14 protein-coding genes and 1 pseudogene are annotated in these 18724 nt (G+C 67.4%); 4 read left to right on the forward strand and 11 right to left on the reverse strand.

All coding sequences use genetic code 11. The features are described from left to right. Window positions 1-142: 142 nt before the first annotated feature. Together WS95_RS22445 and WS95_RS22450 are read right to left on the reverse strand one after the other, a co-directional pair. Window positions 143-1171 carry an MlaA family lipoprotein gene (locus WS95_RS22445; RefSeq protein ID WP_059826078.1) on the reverse strand — a complete coding sequence of 343 codons (1029 nt, stop codon included), beginning with the start codon at window positions 1169-1171 and terminating at the stop codon, window positions 143-145. Further along, window positions 1164-3797, reverse strand: coding sequence for an MMPL family transporter (locus tag WS95_RS22450; protein WP_059826082.1), 2634 nt, complete (start codon window positions 3795-3797; stop codon window positions 1164-1166). Before WS95_RS22450 ends, WS95_RS22445 begins: the two co-directional genes overlap by 8 nt. A 324-nt stretch (window positions 3798-4121) precedes the next feature. Between WS95_RS22450 and WS95_RS22455 the strand changes: the two genes are divergently transcribed. Continuing rightward, window positions 4122-4718: an MlaC/ttg2D family ABC transporter substrate-binding protein gene (locus WS95_RS22455; RefSeq protein ID WP_059826084.1), complete on the forward strand. Its 597-nt coding sequence runs from the start codon at window positions 4122-4124 to the stop codon at window positions 4716-4718. A 213-nt stretch (window positions 4719-4931) separates the two neighbouring features. Here the strand turns inward: WS95_RS22455 and WS95_RS22460 are convergent, their stop codons facing one another. The 5 genes and pseudogenes from WS95_RS22460 to WS95_RS22480 all read right to left on the reverse strand — a co-directional run. Further along, window positions 4932-5576 (reverse strand): response regulator, encoded by a 645-nt coding sequence (locus tag WS95_RS22460; RefSeq protein ID WP_059826087.1) that lies wholly within the window; start codon window positions 5574-5576, stop codon window positions 4932-4934. 31 nt (window positions 5577-5607) lie between these two features. Next, on the reverse strand, window positions 5608-6993 hold the full coding sequence (locus tag WS95_RS22465; protein ID WP_034205832.1) for a cache domain-containing protein: 1386 nt from the start codon (window positions 6991-6993) through the stop codon (window positions 5608-5610). 161 nt (window positions 6994-7154) lie between these two features. Further along, window positions 7155-8720 (reverse strand): sensor domain-containing diguanylate cyclase, encoded by a 1566-nt coding sequence (locus tag WS95_RS22470; protein WP_059826090.1) that lies wholly within the window; start codon window positions 8718-8720, stop codon window positions 7155-7157. 566 nt (window positions 8721-9286) lie between these two features. Further along, entirely contained in the window at window positions 9287-11461 is a 2175-nt protein-coding gene (locus tag WS95_RS22475) for a malate synthase G (protein ID WP_034205834.1), read from the reverse strand. A 44-nt stretch (window positions 11462-11505) separates the two neighbouring features. Then, a pseudogene (locus tag WS95_RS22480) lies at window positions 11506-11748 on the reverse strand (heme-binding protein); the annotation flags it as partial. 106 nt (window positions 11749-11854) lie between these two features. On the opposite strand from WS95_RS22480, the gene WS95_RS22485 reads away from it, so the two are divergent. Both WS95_RS22485 and WS95_RS22490 read left to right on the forward strand, forming a co-directional pair. After that, window positions 11855-13303 (forward strand): DEAD/DEAH box helicase, encoded by a 1449-nt coding sequence (locus WS95_RS22485; protein ID WP_059826093.1) that lies wholly within the window; start codon window positions 11855-11857, stop codon window positions 13301-13303. Window positions 13304-13463: 160 nt separating this feature from the next. After that, window positions 13464-13847 (forward strand): hypothetical protein, encoded by a 384-nt coding sequence (locus WS95_RS22490; protein ID WP_034205836.1) that lies wholly within the window; start codon window positions 13464-13466, stop codon window positions 13845-13847. 82 nt (window positions 13848-13929) lie between these two features. Here the strand turns inward: WS95_RS22490 and WS95_RS22495 are convergent, their stop codons facing one another. Further along, the gene (locus WS95_RS22495) at window positions 13930-14871 is read right to left on the reverse strand and encodes a LysR substrate-binding domain-containing protein (RefSeq protein WP_034205837.1); all 942 of its coding nucleotides are present in this window, start codon (window positions 14869-14871) and stop codon (window positions 13930-13932) included. A gap of 82 nt (window positions 14872-14953) precedes the next feature. Here WS95_RS22495 and WS95_RS22500 point away from each other — a divergent pair, with 82 nt between their 5' ends. Continuing rightward, the gene (locus tag WS95_RS22500) at window positions 14954-15352 is read left to right on the forward strand and encodes a nuclear transport factor 2 family protein (RefSeq protein ID WP_179950224.1); all 399 of its coding nucleotides are present in this window, start codon (window positions 14954-14956) and stop codon (window positions 15350-15352) included. Window positions 15353-15569: 217 nt separating this feature from the next. Here the strand turns inward: WS95_RS22500 and WS95_RS22505 are convergent, their stop codons facing one another. The 3 genes from WS95_RS22505 to WS95_RS22515 are packed head-to-tail and all read right to left on the reverse strand — an operon-like array spanning window position 15570 to window position 18700. After that, window positions 15570-16421, reverse strand: coding sequence for a carbohydrate ABC transporter permease (locus WS95_RS22505; RefSeq protein ID WP_059780222.1), 852 nt, complete (start codon window positions 16419-16421; stop codon window positions 15570-15572). Between the two features lie 20 nt (window positions 16422-16441). Next, window positions 16442-17386, reverse strand: coding sequence for a carbohydrate ABC transporter permease (locus tag WS95_RS22510; protein WP_059826099.1), 945 nt, complete (start codon window positions 17384-17386; stop codon window positions 16442-16444). Window positions 17387-17440: 54 nt separating this feature from the next. Then, window positions 17441-18700 (reverse strand): ABC transporter substrate-binding protein, encoded by a 1260-nt coding sequence (locus WS95_RS22515; protein ID WP_059826101.1) that lies wholly within the window; start codon window positions 18698-18700, stop codon window positions 17441-17443. Window positions 18701-18724: the final 24 nt, after the last annotated feature.

Below are 18724 nucleotides of genomic sequence, written 5' to 3' on the forward strand. Positions count from 1 at the left end.
CGACCGTCTGGGCGTGCCTCGACTCTCATGACCTCAACTGCTCGAACCGCCCGGTGCGGACCCGCATGCCGGGTGGTGTGGGAGGGGATCGGTCAGGCTGCCTGACCGCCCCTATCCCGATTGCGCGACCGCGGTTGCGGCGTTACCGCGCGGCCGGGCTGCTCGCTGGCAGCGTCGGCATCGCCGGCGCGATCGGCGCGCCGTTGGCGGCCGGCGCCGTCGTCGCACCGGCCGAAGCGGCCGCCGGTGCAGCCGCCGACGCAGCGACCGGCGCGGCCGCCGATGCGCTTGCGGGCATCGCGTTGTCGGCACCCGGATCGTCGTACTGCGGCAATCCTGGCGCGGCCGGTGCGTTGTTCGGCGTGGCGCCCGATGCACCGCCCGCGTCGCCCGGATCCTCGTAGTTCGGCAGCCCCGGCACGCCCGGCGCGGCCGCCGGCACGGCACCCGATTCGCCCGGTTCGTTGTAGCTCGGCGGCGCGGCCGACGCCGACTGGCTCCGGTACGTCAACGACTTGCGCTGCTGCAGGTACGCGTCGCGCACGAACGAATACGGGTCGAGCGCGGCCTGCTTCAGCAGGTCGGTCGCGCCGAGCAGGTCCGAGCGCGCGCTGATGAACTGCGCGATGTACATCGGATTGCGCGCGGCCGGTTCGATGTAGTTCAGCAGGTTGAAGCGCACGTCCACCGCGCGGCCAACGCCGTCGCGGATCGTGCTCGGCCCGAACACGGGCAGCACGAGGTACGGGCCGGACGGCACGCCCCAGCGCGCCATCGTCAGCCCGAAATCCTGATGATGCTTCGGCAGCCCGGCCGGCGTCGCGATGTCGATCAGGCCGGCGACGCCGAACACCGAGTTCATCGCCACGCGCATCAGATCCTGCGTCGCATCGGTGATGCGCAACTGCAGCAGGTTGTTCGCCATGTTGCCGAGATCGCCGAGGTTCGAGAAGAAGTTGCTGATCGCGGTGCGCACCGGCGTCGGCGTGATCTTCTGGTAACCCTTCGCGATCGGCACCGCGATGTTCGAATCGACCGTGTCGTTGAACTTGTACATCGCGCGGTTCATCGGCTCGAGCGGGTCGTTGGGGTTGCGGTTCGGTCCCGTCGCGCAGCCGGTCAGCATCGCGCTGGCGGCGACGGTCGCCGCAATGATTCGCACCTTATTCATTGATTCCTTGCGATTGGTTCTTGGCGCGTTTGACACGCGGTTTGCCCATCAGGACGGGCTGGAACACCACGGCGCCGATCAGCGTACAGGTCAGGGCCAGCGCGAGCAGCTTGCCCATGCTCGACGTGCCCGGATGGTGCGACAGCCACAGACTGCCGAATGCGGTCGCCGTCGTCGCGGCGCTGAACAGCACGGCGTGCGTGAGGCTCGAATGCAGCAGCCCCGTCTGCCCCGCGCGCCACGCCATCACGAAATACACCTTGAACGCGACGCCGACGCCGAGCATCAGCGGCAGCGCGATGATGTTCGCGAAGTTCAGCGACATGCCGAGCACGACGCACATCTCGAGCGTCACGATGCCCGACACGAGCAGCGGCACCAGCGTGCGCAGCACGTCGCCGAAGCGGCGCAGCGTGACCCACAGCAGGATCGTGATCGAGATGATCGACCACAGCGCCGCGTGCAGGAACGCGTTGATGATCGTGTCGGCCGAATGCAGGATCGAGATCGGCCCGCCGGTCGCGCCCGGCTCCGCGGCCTTCACGGCCTTCGCGAAACGGCGCAGCATCGTGTCGTCGTTCGGGTCGACGCCCTTCGGCACCTTCGGCGAGATCTGCACGAGCGCGTGGCCGTCCGGCGCGACCCAGTCGCGCACGAGCGCCGGCGGCAGCGATTCGCGCGTGATGTCCTGCGGCTGCAGCAGCGACGCGAGCTGGTCGAGCGCGATGCGCAGCGTATCGGAGAACGCACGTTCGGCACGGTCGCGCGTCGCGCTGTCGGCGGCGGCGAGCTTCGCGAGCGACGCGGACAGGTGCTGCGTGGCCGCGGCGCCCGGGCCCGGGTGATCTTCGGCCGCATAGCTCAGCAGGTCGGACACGCGCTTGAGCGCGGCCACGCGTTGCGCGTCGGTCGCGGGCGGCGCGGCCGGCTGCGTCAGCGCGGGCAGCAGCTCGCTCGCGGCTCCGGCGATCGCCGCGCGCTTGGCCGGCTGGTCGGCGGGGATGAAGGTCGACAGCGTGGTCGTGCGGCCGACTTCGGGCAGCGCGTCGAGGCGCTTCGCGGCCGCATCGGCTTGCGCGAGCGACGGCGCGAGCAGCGTGACGTCGTTGACGGCGGCTTGCGGCGAATCCTTCAGCGCGAGCAGCGTCGCCATCGATTCGCTGTTCGGATCCTTCAGGTGCAGCGGGTTGAAGTCGAAATGCAGGAACGCGAGCAGCGGCAGCGCGCCGATCACGACCGCGAGCGTGCCGATCAGGATCGGCTTGCGATGGCGATCGAGGTAATCGTCGACCGGCGCGAGCCACGGAAAGCCCGGCGTCTTCGATTCGCCCGGCGGCGCGAACAGACGCAGCAACGCGGGCAGCAGCGTGAGCGTGGTCAGCAGCGCGACGAACATCCCGACGCCCGCGATCATGCCGAGCTCGGATACGCCGCGATAGGCGGTGGGGATGAACGAGAAGAAGCTCGCCGCGACGGCCGCGGTGGCCAGCGCGAGCGGCATGCCCATCGAGTGCGCGGCGCCGATCAGTGCGTGATCGATGCGCGCGTCGCGGAAGCGTTCCTCGCGGTACTTCACGCCGTACTGGATCGAGAAGTCGACGCCGAGGCCGACGAACAGCACCATGAACGCGACCGAGATCATGTTCAGCGAGCCGACCATCGCGAGGCCGAGCGCGGCCGTCACGACGAGGCCGACGAACAGCGTGACGAGCACCGAACCGATCATCCGCTTCGAGCGCAGCGCGAGCCACAGGATGACGAGCACGGCGAGCAGCGTGAGCGCGCCGTTGAGTGCGGCGCCGTCTTCGACCGACGCGAATTCGTCGTCGGCGAGCGGTTGTTCGCCGGTCAGGCGCACGATCGCGCCGTAGCGTTTTTCGAGGTCGAGCGAACGGGCCGCGTCGCGGATCACCTGGCTCGTTGCCGCGCCGGCCTTCAGCGCGCCGTAGTTGACCACCGGCTGCACGGTGACGAACGCGCGCGCGGGCTGCCGCGCGGCATCGTTGTCGACCAGCGCGCGCCACGAGAACGCGGCCGGCTTGCCGGCCAGCACGTCGTCGACCGTCGCCGCGCTGCGCGCGAGCAGCTTCGCCATCGCGGGCAGCTTCACCTGGCCGGTCAGGAGCGGCTGGCCGAGCGTGGTGGACAGCGTGGTGGCGAGCCCGGTGAGGCTCGGGTTCTTCGCGAGTTCATTGACGAGCGGACGCGCGCTCGCGAGTTGCTCGGTCGTATCGGAAACATCCTGCGGCGACAGGAACAGCAGCCCGTTGTGCTCGAAGAACGGCCCGCCGCCCGGTTCGGCGACCGGGCCGATGCGGCCGGCGTCGGCATCCTTGCGCAGCGCTTCGGTCAGCGCATGCGCGGCGGCCGTCGCGAATTCGGGCGCGGGCGCCTCGACGACCGCGAGGATCGTGCCGTTGCGTTGCGGGAACGCCTTATCGACGGCCTTGCCGAGCGCGGCCCATTGCGGTTCCGCATCGACGAGCTTGCTGATGTCGGTGTTGATCTTGAAATGCTGCGCGACGTAGACGCCGCTGAAGGCGGCGATGACGAGCGACAGGACGACGACCCAGACGGGGCGGCGCACCGACCACGCAACGAGTCGGACGATGAGAGATGTCACCATGTGGCGGTGGGGAGCGGCTGGCAAGGGCAAAGTAGCCAAGTATACCGGCGCGACGACGCGAGGGTCGTGACGTTGGGAGATTCGGGGCGGGAAGGATATTTGCTCCCGGCGCGGCAAACGGATCGCGCGGCCGGTTCATTTGTATGAGGATATTGACATAATCGCCGCGGCGGTGCGTCGCCCCCGTTCGCGGGCCTGTGACAAACGGCGCTGAAAGGTAACAGTCGGTCACCGGGCGGCAACGCGGCGTCAGGCCCGGTATACTTTGCTCCACCGGCCGATGCAAAGCGCCGGCCGTTTTTTCCCATCGAGTGCGAAATTCGTATGAAACGTCATTTGTTTGCTTTCGTCGCGGCGGCCGCCGTGTCGGTTTCCGCTTTCGCGCAGAGCGCGCCGGTCGACGTCGTCCGCACCGCGGTCGAGGGCACCGTCAATGCGATGAAGGCCGATCCGGCCGCGCGCGGCGGCGACATGGCGAAAATCACGCAAGTCGTCGAGCAGCGTTTCCTGCCCGTGACGAACTTCGAGCGCACGACGCGCATCGCGATCGGCGACGCGTGGAAGCAGGCCACGCCGCAACAGCAGCAGGAGCTGTACAAGCAGTTCCGGTTGCTGATGACGCGCACCTATGCCGCGTCGCTCGCGCAGCTCGGCAACCAGGACGCGAAGTTCTCGTTCAAGGCCGGCGGCGCGTCGGGCGCCGACGCGCTCGTGCAGTCGACGGTCACGACGCCGGGCGACAGCCAGTCGGTCGGCTATCGTCTCGGCAAGGTCGGCAACGACTGGAAGATCTACGACATCGACATGTCGGGCGCGTGGCTGATCCAGGTCTATCAGGGCCAGTTCAAGAGCCAGATCGCGACGGGCGGGATCGACGGGCTGATCGCGTACCTGCAGAAGCACAATTCGCGGACGAACTGACGGCCGCTGCAACACCGCGGTCCGGACGGACGAAGGGCGCCCTCGGGCGCCCTTTTTCATGTGCGGCGCGTCGAGTGCGCGTCATGCGCCGACGCCGAGCATCCGCACGCAATCGTCGACCACCGAATCGACGAACGCCGCGCGATCCGTTTCCGGCGCCGCGATGATATGATCGGTCGCGCCTTTCGCGGCGGATAGGCCCGGCAGGCGCGCCTACAGCCGCCGATGCTCGACCGCGAACTTGATCAGCTCGGCCTGCCCCTCGATCTCCAGCTTGCGCTTCAGGTTGAGCCGGTGCGTCTCGACCGTGCGCACCGACAGCCCCGTCTGTTGCGCGATCTGCTTGCTCGACAGCCCTTCGGCCAGCGCGTCGAGGATGTCGCGTTCGCGCGGCGTCAATCGATCCAGCGGCGACGCGGTCGCGCTGGCCTGGATCATCCGCGCGGCCAGCCCTTCGCTGAAGAACGTTTGCCCGGCCAGCACCGCGCCGATCGCGCGGACGATCTCGCTCGCGGGCGAATCCTTCAGCAGATAGCCGCTCGCGCCGGCGCGCACCGCCTGCGTCACGTACTCGATGTTGTCGTGCATCGACAGCATCAGCACGCGAATGCCCGGAAAACGCTCGTGGAACACGCCGGCGAGCGTGATGCCGTTCATGCCGTTCATGCCGACGTCCATCAGCGCGAGATCGGGTTCGAGCGACGCGGCCAGCGCGAGCGCCTCGTCCGCGTTGCCGGCCTCGCCGACCACCGACAGATCGGCCGCTTCGAGCCGCATCCGCAAGCCGTCGCGCACGAGCGGGTGATCGTCGACGAGCAGCAGCCGGGCGGCGGGACGGACGGTATCGGGGGCGCTCATGGGCAAAGGTCTCCGGTCAGGGGGCGCGTGTTCAAGCGGCGGCGCGCTGCAGCGGCACGCGTGCGGCCACGACGGTATGGCCGACCTGCGACGTGACCGACAGCGTGCCGCCGAGCGCGTCGAGGCGCTCGCGCATGTTGCGCAGGCCGATGCCGCGGCGCGCGTCGGCCTGCGAGCGTTCGGCGTCGAAGCCGCAGCCGTTGTCGGCGATCGTCAGCGTGACGGTTTGCGCGCCGACGTCGAGCGTGACGGCCGCGCGCGACGCCCGTGCATGATGCACGATGTTGCTCAGCGCTTCCTGCGCGATCCGGAACAGCGCGGTGTTGACGGCTTCGGGCAGCGGCCGCGTGCCGCTGTGCGCGACCTGCGTATAGCCGATGTCGATGCCGCTTTCGGCGCCCAGCTCGCGCACGAGTTGCTCGAGCGCGGCCGCGAGGCCGAGATCGTCGAGCATCGACGGCCGCAGCGCATGCGAGATGCGCCGGACTTCGCGCAGCGTGTCGCCGAGCCGCCCGACGCCCGACGCGAGCGCCTGCTCGGCTTCGGGCACGCGCGACGTGCCGCGCTCGAAGCGCGCGAGCGCGGATTCGAGCATCAGCTTCGCGGACACCATCATCTGGCTGATCCCGTCGTGCAGTTCGCGCGACAGCCGCGCGCGCTCCTGCTCCTGCGATTCGACGACGCGCTGCGCGAGCAGCTTGAGTTTCGCATCGGCGCTGCGCGACTCGCTGACGTTCAGCACCAGCGCGCACACGGCGATCGCCGCCGCGCCGGTGAGCGCGATCGCGGTGAGCCAGCTCATCGTGCGCTCGATGTTCGCGGACGCGCGCGCGTCGATGCGCTGCAGTGCGGTGTCGACGTCGTCGAGATAGATGCCGGTGCCGACCATCCAGCCCCAGCGCTCGAGCGCGACGACGTAGCCGAGTTTCGGCGCGACGCGGCCCGTCGACGGCCGCTGCCATGCGTACCGCACGTAGCCGCCGCCCTGCGAAGCCGCGCCGATCAGCTTCTGGATGGTCAGCGCGCCTTGCGGATCGCGCATCGACCAGAAGTTGTGGCCGACGCGCTCGGGCTCGCGCGGATGCATCAGCGAATTGCCGTGCAGGTCGTAGACGAAGAAATAGCCGTCGGGGCCGAAATCCATCTTCTGCAGCATCGCGAGCGCCTGCGTGCGCAGCAGCGCGTCGTCGCGCGCGTTGCGGCCGCTCGCGTCGTAGAGCGGCATGATCGCGCTGGTCGCGAGCTCGACGTAGTGTTTCAGCTCGACTTCCTTGCTCGACAGGTACGCGGCCTGGATCGTCGCGTGCTGCGTGCGCGCGAGCGACGTCGCCTGTTGGCGCACGCCGAAGCCGATGCCGGCGATCGCGAGCAGGAACGGCACGATGGCCAGAAGGAAGATCTTTGCCTTGAGTCTCATGGTGGTGCGAAGCGGCCGCGAGCCCGCGCGGCCGGCGAGGGGCGGCCGGCTTGGCGCGGGCCGACCGCGGGCTGGGCCCGCGGTGGCGCGGTGGCGTATCGAGCCGATATTGTCGGCGATTTTGCCTGCGGACGGCGGTCGCCCCCCTGCTGCCCGACTGCTCAGGCGCGCCGCGATGCGAGTTCGTCCGGCGGCGTGGCCGCCTGCACGACGATGCGGTTGCGCCCGCCTTCCTTCGCGCGGTACAGCGCATCGTCGGCCAGCTTCAGCGCGGCCTGGATGTTGTCGTCGCGTTCGGGATAGCTGGTCGTCACGCCGATGCTCACCGTCAGCCGGCCGGCCGTGCCGGCGTCGTGCCGGATGCCGAGATCGAGGATGCCCGTGCGGATCGTTTCGGCGATCGTCACCGCGCCGTCCGTGTCGATGTCCGGCAGCACCACGACGAATTCCTCGCCGCCGTAGCGCGCCGCATAGTCGGCCGGGCGGCGCAGGCAGCCGGCGATGCAGTGGCCGACCGCGGCGAGGGCGTCGTCGCCGGCCTGGTGGCCCTGCGTGTCGTTGTAGCGCTTGAAGTAATCGACGTCGATGAACAGCAGCGACAGCGCATGTTGCGAGCGCGCGGCGCGCCGCCATTCGCGCGCGAGCGTGACGTCGAGCATTCGGCGGTTGTCGAGCCCCGTCAGGCCGTCGGTGCGCGCGAGTGCCTGCAGCTCGGTTTCCGCGCGATGGCGCTTGCGCAATTGCACGTCGAGCAGCAGCGACAGGCCGACGAAGCCGATCGCGAGCACGACCATCGCGGAGCCGATCGGGATCGCACGGTCGTACCACGCGGCGTAGGTGTCCGCTTCCGAGCGCGCGACCATGACGATCAGCGGCAGGTGTTCGAGGTGGCGGAATACGTACAGGCGCCGCACGCCGTCGATCGACGCGGTATCGGCGAAGCTGCCTTCGCTGGCGGTCATGAAGTGCCGGAACGTGCTCGCGCGGCTGATGTCGCGGCCGACGATTTTGGGGTCGTACGGCTCGCGCGCAACCATCCTGCCGTCCGTATTGATCAGCGCGACCGAGCCGCGATCGCCGAGCGACAGGCGCGAGAACAGGTTCTGGAAATATTCGAGTCGGATCGACATCACCGCGACGCCGCCGAACGAGCCGTCGGGCCGCGTGATGCGTCGGCTGAGCGCGATGCTCGGCGAGCCGCCGCGCAGCCGCGAATCATACGGATCGCTGACGTACAGGCCGACGTCGGGCCGGTCGCGGTGCACGGTGAAGTACGGCTCGTTGCCGAAGTTGGCCTGGCGCGGCACGTCGCTCTTGCCGTCGACCGCGATGTCGCCTTTCGCGTCGAGCACGTAAATGCCGCCGAGGTACTTGGCCGTCGTCGCGCGGTCGAACAGCACCTGGCGGCGCAGCGGCATCGGCAAGGCGACGACCGCGGGGTCGTTCATGCCTTCGACGACGGCCTGCAGCGACAGCGAATAGATCTCGATGTTGCGTTCGATGTCCCACGACGCGATCAGCGCGAGATTTTGCTGCATGCTGCGCGAACGGTCGCGCGCATCGATCCGGCCTTCGTACAGCACGATCCCGCACAGGAGCAGCAGGATCAGCGCGATCAGCAGCCCCGTGTAGAAGATCAGATGCGGCAGCAGGAACCGGCGTAGATGAGCGGCGACACGGCTCGTCAGGCCGGATTCGCTGGGCACTGCGTAATCGGTTTCTGCCATGGTCCGTGGATCGGAGAGGCATCGTCGCCGGGCAGCGGGCCGATGCGATTATTCGTATGACTGCGGGTGGCGACCCGGTGCGCGGCCCTTTCCGTGCATGCCTGCCGTTCAGTAGAGAAAACCGGCGCCGATTATCGGCAATCGCGGCCAGATAAACCGATAAATCCTGTATTCACGGTTAACATCTGCCGCAATTCGACGATCCGACGAATTGCGCGGCGCGAATGCCACGGAGTATAACGCGCGTGTTTGCGTGCGCGGAAAATGTCGCAAGCCATTGATCAGGGTCAAATTACGGCATGATCCGGCGCTTGGCGATATCGGGCGGAGCGTTGTGGCGCAAGGCTTTGCGGGGCGGCGGCACAGGTCGCGCGGCAAACGGTTGCGGACACCGGCGAAACAACGGCCGGAGGGCGTCGTCCGCGAAAGCGCGCGACAGGCGCCCATTATCGGTTTCAACGCTCGGGTGAGCGCGAATAGGAAAACGGGCAGCCGCGAGGCTGCCCGTTTCGCGAGGCCGGCGTACGGCCGGCACCCGGCATGCGGGCGCGCCCGCATGCGCAGGATCATGCGCCGTGCCGTTGCGCCTTGAACGCGAGCCGGAACCGATGCAGCAGTGGCTCGGTATAGCCGCTCGGCTGCGACGTGCCTTGCAGCGCGAGCGCGCACGCGGCCTGGAACGCGGTCGACTGGTCGTAGCCGGGCGCCATCGGGCGATAGTTCGGGTCGCCGGCGTTCTGCTGGTCGACGACGCGGGCCATCCGCTTGAACACGTCGAGCACGAATGCCTCGGTGATCACGCCGTGGCGCAGCCAGTTCGCGATGTGCTGGCTCGAAATGCGCAGCGTCGCGCGATCTTCCATCAGGCCGACGTCGTGGATGTCCGGCACCTTCGAGCAGCCGACGCCCTGTTCGACCCAGCGCACGACGTAGCCGAGAATGCCCTGCGCGTTGTTCTCGACTTCGCTGAGGATCTCGGCCTCGCTCCACGCGGCGCGCTCGACGACCGGCACCGTCAGCAGCCCTTCGAGCAGCGCGTCGCGCTCGCTCGCGTACGGCGTCTTCTCGAGTTCCTGCTGGACGGCCTGCACGTCGACGAGGTGGTAGTGCAGCGCGTGCAGCGTCGCGGCGGTCGGCGACGGCACCCACGCGGTGTTCGCGCCGGCGCGCGGATGCGCGATCTTCTGCTCGAGCATCGCGTGCATCAGGTCCGGCATCGCCCACATGCCCTTGCCGATCTGCGCGCGGCCGCGCAGGCCGGCCGACAGGCCCGCGAGCACGTTGTTGCGCTCGTACGACTGGATCCACGCCGACGACTTCATGTCGCCCTTGCGGATCATCGGGCCCGCTTCCATCGCGGTGTGCATCTCGTCGCCGGTGCGATCGAGGAAGCCGGTGTTGATGAACGCGACGCGCGCGGCGGCGGCGGCGATACACGCGGCGAGGTTCACGCTGGTGCGGCGCTCCTCGTCCATGATGCCCATCTTCAGCGTGTTGCGCGGCAGGCCGTACAGATCCTCGATGCGCGCGAACAGCGTGTCGGCGAACGCGACTTCGGCCGGGCCGTGCATCTTCGGCTTCACGATGTAGATCGAGCCCGTGCGCGAATTGCGCTTGGCCTTCAGGTCGTGCAGCGCGCACAGCGTCGTGACGACGCCGTCGAGGATCCCTTCCGGAATCTCGTTGCCGTCACGGTCGAGCACCGCGCCGTTGGTCATCAGGTGGCCGACGTTGCGCACGAACAGCAGCGAGCGGCCGTGCAGCGACAGCGTGCCGCCGGCCGGCGTCGTGTACTCGCGATCGGCGTTCAGGCGGCGCGTGAAGACCTTGCCGCCCTTCGCGACTTCCTCGGCGAGCGTGCCCTGCATCAGGCCGAGCCAGTTGCGGTAGAGCTGGACCTTGTCGTCGGCGTCGACCGCCGCGACCGAATCCTCGCAGTCGATGATCGTGCTGACCGCGGCTTCGAGCACGACGTCCTTCACGTTCGCGAGATCGGCGCGGCCGATCGGCGTCGACGCATCGATCTGGATCTCGAGATGCAGGCCGTTGTGCTTCAGCAGAATCGCGGACGGCGCGTCGGCGGCACCCTGATAGCCGACGAATTGCGCGGGCTGCGCGAGATGCACGACGCCCTTGCCGGTTTCGACGGCGAGCTGGCCGTCCTGCACGCGGTAGCGCAGCGCGTCGCGGTGCGAGCCGCTCGCGAGCGGCGCGGCGTTGTCGAGCACGCCGCGCGCGTAGTCGATCACGCGCTGGCCGCGCGTCGGGTTGTAGGCCGACGTGCGTTCGGCGCCGCCGTCCTCGGGCAGCGCATCGGTGCCGTACAGCGCGTCGTACAGGCTGCCCCAGCGCGCGTTCGCGGCGTTCAGCGCATAGCGCGCGTTCGACAGCGGCACGACGAGCTGCGGGCCGGCCTGCGTGGCGATCTCGCTGTCGACGTTCGCGGTGGCTGCCGCGACGTTCGACGGGACCGGCACGAGATAGCCGATTTGTTCGAGGAATGCGCGATACGCGGCATGGTCGCGTACCGGGCCGGGGTGCGCGCGATGCCACGCGTCGAGTTCCTGCTGCAGGCGGTCGCGTTCGGCGAGCAGCTCGCGGTTGCGCGGCGCGAGATCGTGCACCAGGGCCGAGAAACCGCTCCAGAACGCGGCCTTGTCGATGCCGGTGCCCGGCAGCGCTTCGTTTTCAATGAACTGGCTCAGCGCTGGCGCGACTTGCAGTCCTGCTTGGTCGATCATCGTGAATCCTCCCGGGGAATGAAAAACGCGTGCGGCTTGGCTGGTTATTCCGCGACGCTTCGTGTGCCGGCGCGGGCGATCTGCGCGTCCTGTTCGGACTTTACGCCAGACACGCCGATCGCGCCCGTTATCCGGCCGCCGACCGCGACCGGCACGCCGCCTTCGAGCCATCCCGCCGACGGCGCGCTCAGGAGCGCGGTGCGGCCACCGTCGATCATATCCTCATACGCCTTCGTCTCGCGACGGCCGCGCGCCGCCGCGCGCGTTGTCGCCGATGCCGGTTGCGCACGAGAAGCATATCGGGGCGGTGGCTATGCGGTTGCGCGGCGGCGCGGACGGGGCGCAACCTCGGCGGCAACCGCTAGAATTGCGGTTTTCGCCCGGAATACGTCCATGTCTTTTGCCTCGCTTGGCCTGATCGAGCCGTTGCTGCGTAATGTGCAGAGCCTCAATTACCAGACACCCACGCCGGTGCAGGCCAAGGCGATTCCCGCCGTGCTCGGCGGCAAGGACGTCATGGCCGCGGCGCAGACCGGCACCGGCAAGACGGCCGGCTTCGCGCTGCCGCTGCTGCAACGGCTGGTGCAACACGGCCCGGCGGTGTCCAGCAACCGTGCGCGCGTGCTGGTGCTGGTGCCCACGCGGGAACTGGCCGAACAGGTGCTGCAAAGCTTCGTCGCGTACGGCAAAGGGCTCGATCTGCGATTTCTGGCCGCGTACGGCGGCGTGAGCATCAATCCCCAGATGATGAAGCTGCGCAAGGGCGTGGATGTGCTCGTTGCCACGCCGGGCCGCTTGCTCGACCTCCATCGCCAGAACGCCGTGCAGTTCGATCAGGTGCAGGCGCTGGTGCTGGACGAAGCCGACCGCATGCTGGATCTCGGCTTCGCGCGCGAACTCGACGCGGTCTTTGCCGCATTGCCCGCCAAGCGCCAGACGCTGCTGTTCTCGGCCACGTTCTCCGACGAAATCCGGAAGATGGCGGCGGGCATTCTGCGCAACCCGGTCGATATCAGCGTCAGCCTGCCCAACGCCACGGCGAGCAAGATCAAGCAATGGGTGGTGCCGGTCGACAAGCGGAACAAGCCCGATCTCTTCATGCACCTGGTGGCGCAAAACAAGTGGGAGCACGCGCTGGTATTCGTCAAGACCCGCAATGGCGTCGATTATCTGGCGCTCATGCTGGAGAAAGCGGGCTACGCGGTCGATACGATCCACGGCGACAAGCCGCAACCCGCGCGTTTGCGCGCGCTGGAGCGATTCAAGACGGGTGAGGTGCAGATGCTGGTCGCCACCGACGTGGCGGCGCGCGGGCTGGATATCGACGATCTGCCGCTGGTGATCAACGTCGATCTGCCGATCGTCGCGCAAGACTACGTGCACCGTATCGGCCGCACCGGCCGCGCGGGCGCCAGCGGCGTGGCGGTGTCTCTCGTGTGTGCCGATGAAGCGCCGCAACTGGCCGCGATCGAAGCACTGATCCGGCAGACGCTGCGGCGGGAAGAAGAGCCGGGCTTCGAAGCCGAACACCGCGTGCCGGAAACCAGCGCGACGGGCCAGATCATCAAGAAACCGAAAAAGCCGAAGAAGCCCAAGGTGCCGAACGCTGCGCCAGTCGCCAGGCAGGCGCCGGGCAAGCAGCCGCGTACGCAAGGTGGCGAAGCCAAGCGCAAGTCCGGCGCGCAGCATGCGACGGCCGCGGGTCAGGATCGGGACTACACCATCGGTAGCCCGTTCAGCGTGCAGAAGCCGCGCAGCAAACCTGCGGCCAAGCCGCCGGCGGGGAAGGCTGCCGGCAAATCGGCCGGCGGGCGTGGCAAACCTGGCAAACCGTCCAGGTAGACTGAACCCTTCCCTTTCAACGTGCCCGATACGATCGAACCGTCCGATGCAGTGACCGCGGTTCGGAACCGCCGGCCTTCTCGTTCGCGACCTGAAACCGCGCGCGATCGCGGCTTCCCCGCGTGACCCATGATGGGCGATGACTGAAGTGAGAGATGGAATGACGACGACATTCGACAAGACGACAACGGCGGCGATCGCCGCCTTTGCCCAACTGGATTTCTACACGGCCGCGCAAGCGATGCGCGCCGAGGCCGATTACGACCGCGAACGAGACCAGTGGATCTCGCGCTATATCGACGAGCATGGCGGCGGCGTGGACGATGCGGAATACGACGCCCTGCACGCGCAGGCGCAGGCCACGCCGGAATACGCGGAGTTCATCGACGGCGTTCGGCGGGAAATTCTGGCGTACTTCGGCGTGACCGACGATCAACTGGACTGCATTGCCGTATTGCGCGAAGACGACAGCGATGCGCTTTGGGCGGAAGTCAACCGGCAGCGCAGCGCGCTGGGAACCGGTGAAGTGCGCGGAGATCTCTGACCGGGACCGTCATTCGTCGACAGGTTTGGGGGCGCCATTCGAAGGTCGGCGCCGCACCGCGTATCGGACGCTTGCCTGTCGATCAATCTTCTCGCGCCAGTCGTAGCAGGATATCGGCGAGGGCGCGAATTTTCGGTTGTGCCGCCCGTTGCGGCGGATAGACGAGGAAGTAGGAAAGGCCGTCTTCAGCCACATCCTCGAACGGTGTCACGAGCGATCCGGCACGGAGTCGGTCTCGCGCCATGCGCGGGTCGCCGATTGCAATTCCGTGTCCTTCCGTCGATGCCGCGAGCGTCAATTCGAGGGTATCGAATACGAGCCCGCGTCCCGCATCGATCTGGCGTGCCCCCACGTGATCGAGCCAGCATCGCCACTCTGCGCGGCTGGGCCCGGGATGGAGCAAATCGACATGCGCGAGGTCGGCAACGGATCGCAGCGATGTCGCCAATGCGGGCGCGCACATTGGCGTGAGCCGCTCGGGAAACAGCGGTATCGCTTCCGTGCCGGTCCATTGTCCCGTGCCCCGCACGATGATGGCGTCGACGTCGGACGTGGCGAAATCCGGCGTGTCGTCCGCGGATGTCGAAATACGCAGCTCCGTCCCGCTCATCGCGCGATGAATGTCCGGCAGCCGTGGGAGCAACCAGCGAACGGCGAACGTGGACGGCAACTTCAACGTGAGCACCGAGGTCGCCCGTGCATGGGCATCCGCATGCCCGACCAATTGCGCGAGCACGTCGACCGCGACCGTCAGCAGTGCATTGCCTTCCGGCGTCAACGTCAGCCCCGATACATGGCGCACGAACAGTGCGCATCGGTAATGCGTTTCCAACTGCTGTATCTGGCGGCTCACTGCGCCCTGCGTGCGGCAGAGATGATCCGCGGCCTTGCTGACGCTGCCCAACTGCGCCGCGGCGACGAACGACTGAATCGCCGCCAAGGGCGGGAGCGGTCGCGTCAGATCGGCCAGCGGATATGCATGCGCCGCATACCCGGGTTGCAAATTTTTCGATTGTTCGGTCATCGGTGCGTCGCTATCGTGCGTCTACCGGATGCCCTGTTCTCGCGAATGAACGGGGTCGTCGACGAATGATCGGAGGATAATTTTGGGCTCAACGTCGGAATCACTCTACACGGAACAGGTTCGCGCTTACCTTCGGGAGCTGGAGCGAGGCGACGTCAGCGCCATTTGCGCGCTGTTTACGCCGGACGCGCAGATTTTCTCGCCATTTCTCGGCTGGATGCATCCCGGGCCCTTCTTTTCGAAGGTCGCTGCCGCATCGGGAGCAAGCAGGATCACGCCGATCGATATCTGCGTCAGCACGAGCGGGGCTCGACGTGCGACAGGTTACTTCATCTACGACTGGGCCCTGAAAGACGGTTCGGTGGCGCGCTTCGAATGCGTCGACGTGTTCGAGTTCGACACGGCGGGGCTCATCGAACGGATGGTCATCGTGTACGACACCCATCCGATTCGCAGTACGGTCGGCGACAAGTATGCCTAGTTGAATCGATGTCGGGCAAAGTCGTGCCCTGACGCCCACGCGCGTCGAAGCCCCGCCGAGCGACGAGTTTGATCGGTCGATGACGTCGAAGCCTGGACGGCGGGCCGGGTTCGCCAGGCGACCCTACCCGGATCCGCAACAAAATCCGCAACGAAAAAAGCCCGCCGAAGCGGGCAACCTCACGATGCGGAGGGGGAGATGAGAAGACGCGGCGCGTTCAGCCCTTCGTCGCACCGAACGTGAGCCCCGCGACGAAATGCTTCTGCATCGCGAAGAACATCGCGACCGACGGCAGCGCGGCGAGAATCGACCCGGCCGATACGAGATTCCACGACGTCGTCCATTGCCCCTTCAGCGCCGCGACGCCCGCTGTGATCGGAGCCGCCTCGTCGCCTTGCGTGAGGCACAGCGCCCAGAAGTAATCGTTCCACACGAACGTGAACACGAGAATCGCGAGCGCGGCGAGCGCCGGCCGGATCAGCGGCAGCACGATTCGCCAGAACACCGTCCATTCGCCCGCGCCTTCGATGCGCGCCGCCTCGATCAGCTCGAACGGCAACTGCTTGATGAAGTTGCGCAGGAACAGCGTGCAGAAGCCCGTCTGGAACGCGACGTGAAACAGGATCAGCGCTTCGACGGTATTGAACACGCCGAGCCGCAGCGACAGGTCGCGCACCGGAATCATCAGCACCTGCACCGGCACGAAATTGCCGGCGACGAACGTGCCGAACAGCGCGGTATTGCCGCGAAACCGATAGGTCGCGAGCGCGAAGCCGGCCATCGCCGCGAGCGCGATCGAGCCGATGACCGACGGCACGGTGATCTGCACGCTGTTCCAGAAGTAATGCAGCATCGGCGACGTGGTCAGCGCGTCGCGATAGTTCTCGATCATCGCGAAGCGGCGCGGCCAGCCCCAGTAGTGACCTTCGACGAGCTCCTCGGTCGAGCGCACCGATGTGACGAACACCGCGATCATCGGCAGCAGCCAGATGAGCAGCGCGACGGGCAGCGACAGCTTGTACAGCCGGCGCGATACCGGCTTCCAGTGGGCGACGGGTGTCGGAAACATGATGAGCGCACTCCCGAAAATCACTGCTCGTTGCGCAGCATGCGGCGCAACTGGAACACGATGTAGACGAGCATGATCGCGAACAGCACGACCGCGATCGAGGCGGAATAGCCGAGCCGGTAGTACTTGATCGCCTGGTCGTACATGTAATACGCGAGCACGGTCGAGCTTTCGAACGGGCCGCCGCCCGTCATCACCGAGATCAGGTCGAAGCTGCGCAGCGCGCCGATCACCGTGACGACGATCGCCATGAAGGTGGTCGGCCGCAGTTGCGGCAGCACGACGTGCCACAGCAGCGCGAAGCCGCGCGCGCCTTCCATTCGCGCGGCCTCGATCTGTTCCGGGTTGACCGACGTGAGGCCGGTCAGGTACAGGATCATGCAGTACGCCGTTTGCGGCCACAGCGCGGCGAACACGATGCCGAACGTCGCATAGCGCGCGTCGCCGAGCACCGGGATGCCATGGCCGGCGAGCAGCGCGAGCAGCCCGAAGGTCGGATCGTAGAACCACGAGAAGATCAGCCCGACGACCACGCCCGACAGCACGAACGGTGCGAAGAACAGCGACTTCACGAGCCGGATGCCGCCGACCGCCTGGTTCAGGTACAGCGCGAGCGCGAGGCCGAGCGGCGGCGCGAGCATGAACAGCACGAGCCAGATCACGTTGTTGCGCAGCGCCGTGTAGAACGTCGGCGCGTGCAGCAGCTCCGCATAGTTCGCGAGACCGACGAAGGTGCGCTCGGTCATCCCGTCCCAGTTGTACAGGCTCAGCCACAGCGTCGACAGGATCGGCCAGATCACATAGACGGCCACCATCGCGCAGGCCGGCGCGAGAAAGAGCCACGCGGCGCGCCGTTGCCGCCGCACGGCGGGCGACGGGCGGCGCGCGGGCAGCGTGGCGGCGGATGGGCCGCGCGTCGGCGGCGCGGTGCCGGCGGGCGGGGGGGGCGCGATCGGACTGGACACGGCAAGCCTCCTGAACGGACACGGCGGCGCGCGGCCGCCGGTTGGGTCACGCGGTCACTTCTTGTAGATCCGCTTGCGGGTCTGTTCGAGCTGCGCGAGCACCGTATCGAGTTGCGCGGGATTCGCGAGGAACTGCTGCATGCCCTTCATCCCTTCGTCGGCCATTTCCTTGGTCATGTCGCGATCGTAGAACTGCGCGACGCCGCCCTTCGTGTCGGCGAGGATCCGGAAGCCGATGCGCGAGATCGGATCGGCCGGCTCCGGCGACTTGCTGTTGGCCGACAGCGAGCCGAGCCCTTCGGCGAGCTTCGCGCCGATCTCCGGCGTTTCGACGAACGCGAGGAACGTGTGCGCGTCGGCCTTGTTCTTCGCCTTGGTCGGGATGTGCAGCGATTCGACCGGGCCGTCTTCGGCGGTCGGCACCTTCGGGTCGATGATCGGGAAGCGGTAGTAGCCCATTTCCGGCTTGACGTTCGGCGGGAAACCCGCCGCGATGAAGGTGCCCATCAGCATCATCGCGGCCTTGCCCTGGAACAGGAACGGCTGCGCGCCGTCGAGATCGTAGGACAGCGCGTTGTCGATGAAGTAACCGGCATCGATCAGCGATTTCCACGTCGTGTAGACCTTCTTCACGCGCGGGTCGGTGTACGGCACGTCGCCGGCCATCAGTTGCTGGTGGAACGCGTTGCCGTTCAGCCGCAGGTCGAGATAGTCGAACCAGCCGGCGAGCGTCCACGCATCGCGGCCGCCGATCGCGATGGGCGTGATGCCCGCGGCCTTCAGCTTCTTGCACGCATCGAGAAACTGGTCCCACGTCTTCGGTTCGTCGGCGATGCCGACCTTGCGGAACAGGTCCTTGCGGTAGAACAGCCCCCACGAGTAGTAGACGGTCGGCGCCGCGTACTGCTTGCCGTTGTACGACGATGCGCTGCGCGTCGACGCGTACATCGCATCCCAGCCGTTCTTCGTCCAGTCGCCGCTCAGGTCCTCGAACAGCCCGCGCTTCGCGTAGTACGCCATCCGCTCGCCCGCGTGCCAGTTCACGACGTCCGGCGCGACGGTCGTGAGCCAGGCGGGGAGCTGCACCTTGTACGCTTCCTCGTCGACGAAGGTCGGCTTCACGTCGATGTCGGGATGCGCCTTGTGGAACGCTTCGATCGTCGACTGCCACACGGCGCGCTGGCTTGCGCCCTTGAACGCGATGTTGATCGTCAGCGTGCCGGCATCGGCGGGCGTCGTCGCGCCGAACGAGGCGAACGCGATGGCGGCGGCGCTCGCCAGGCGGGCAGCGACGCGAAGAGGGCGATGGGTCATGAGTGTCTCCAGTCCTGTGTGTCG

The organism is Burkholderia sp. MSMB1826, assembly GCF_001526325.1.
GTDB lineage: Bacteria > Pseudomonadota > Gammaproteobacteria > Burkholderiales > Burkholderiaceae > Burkholderia.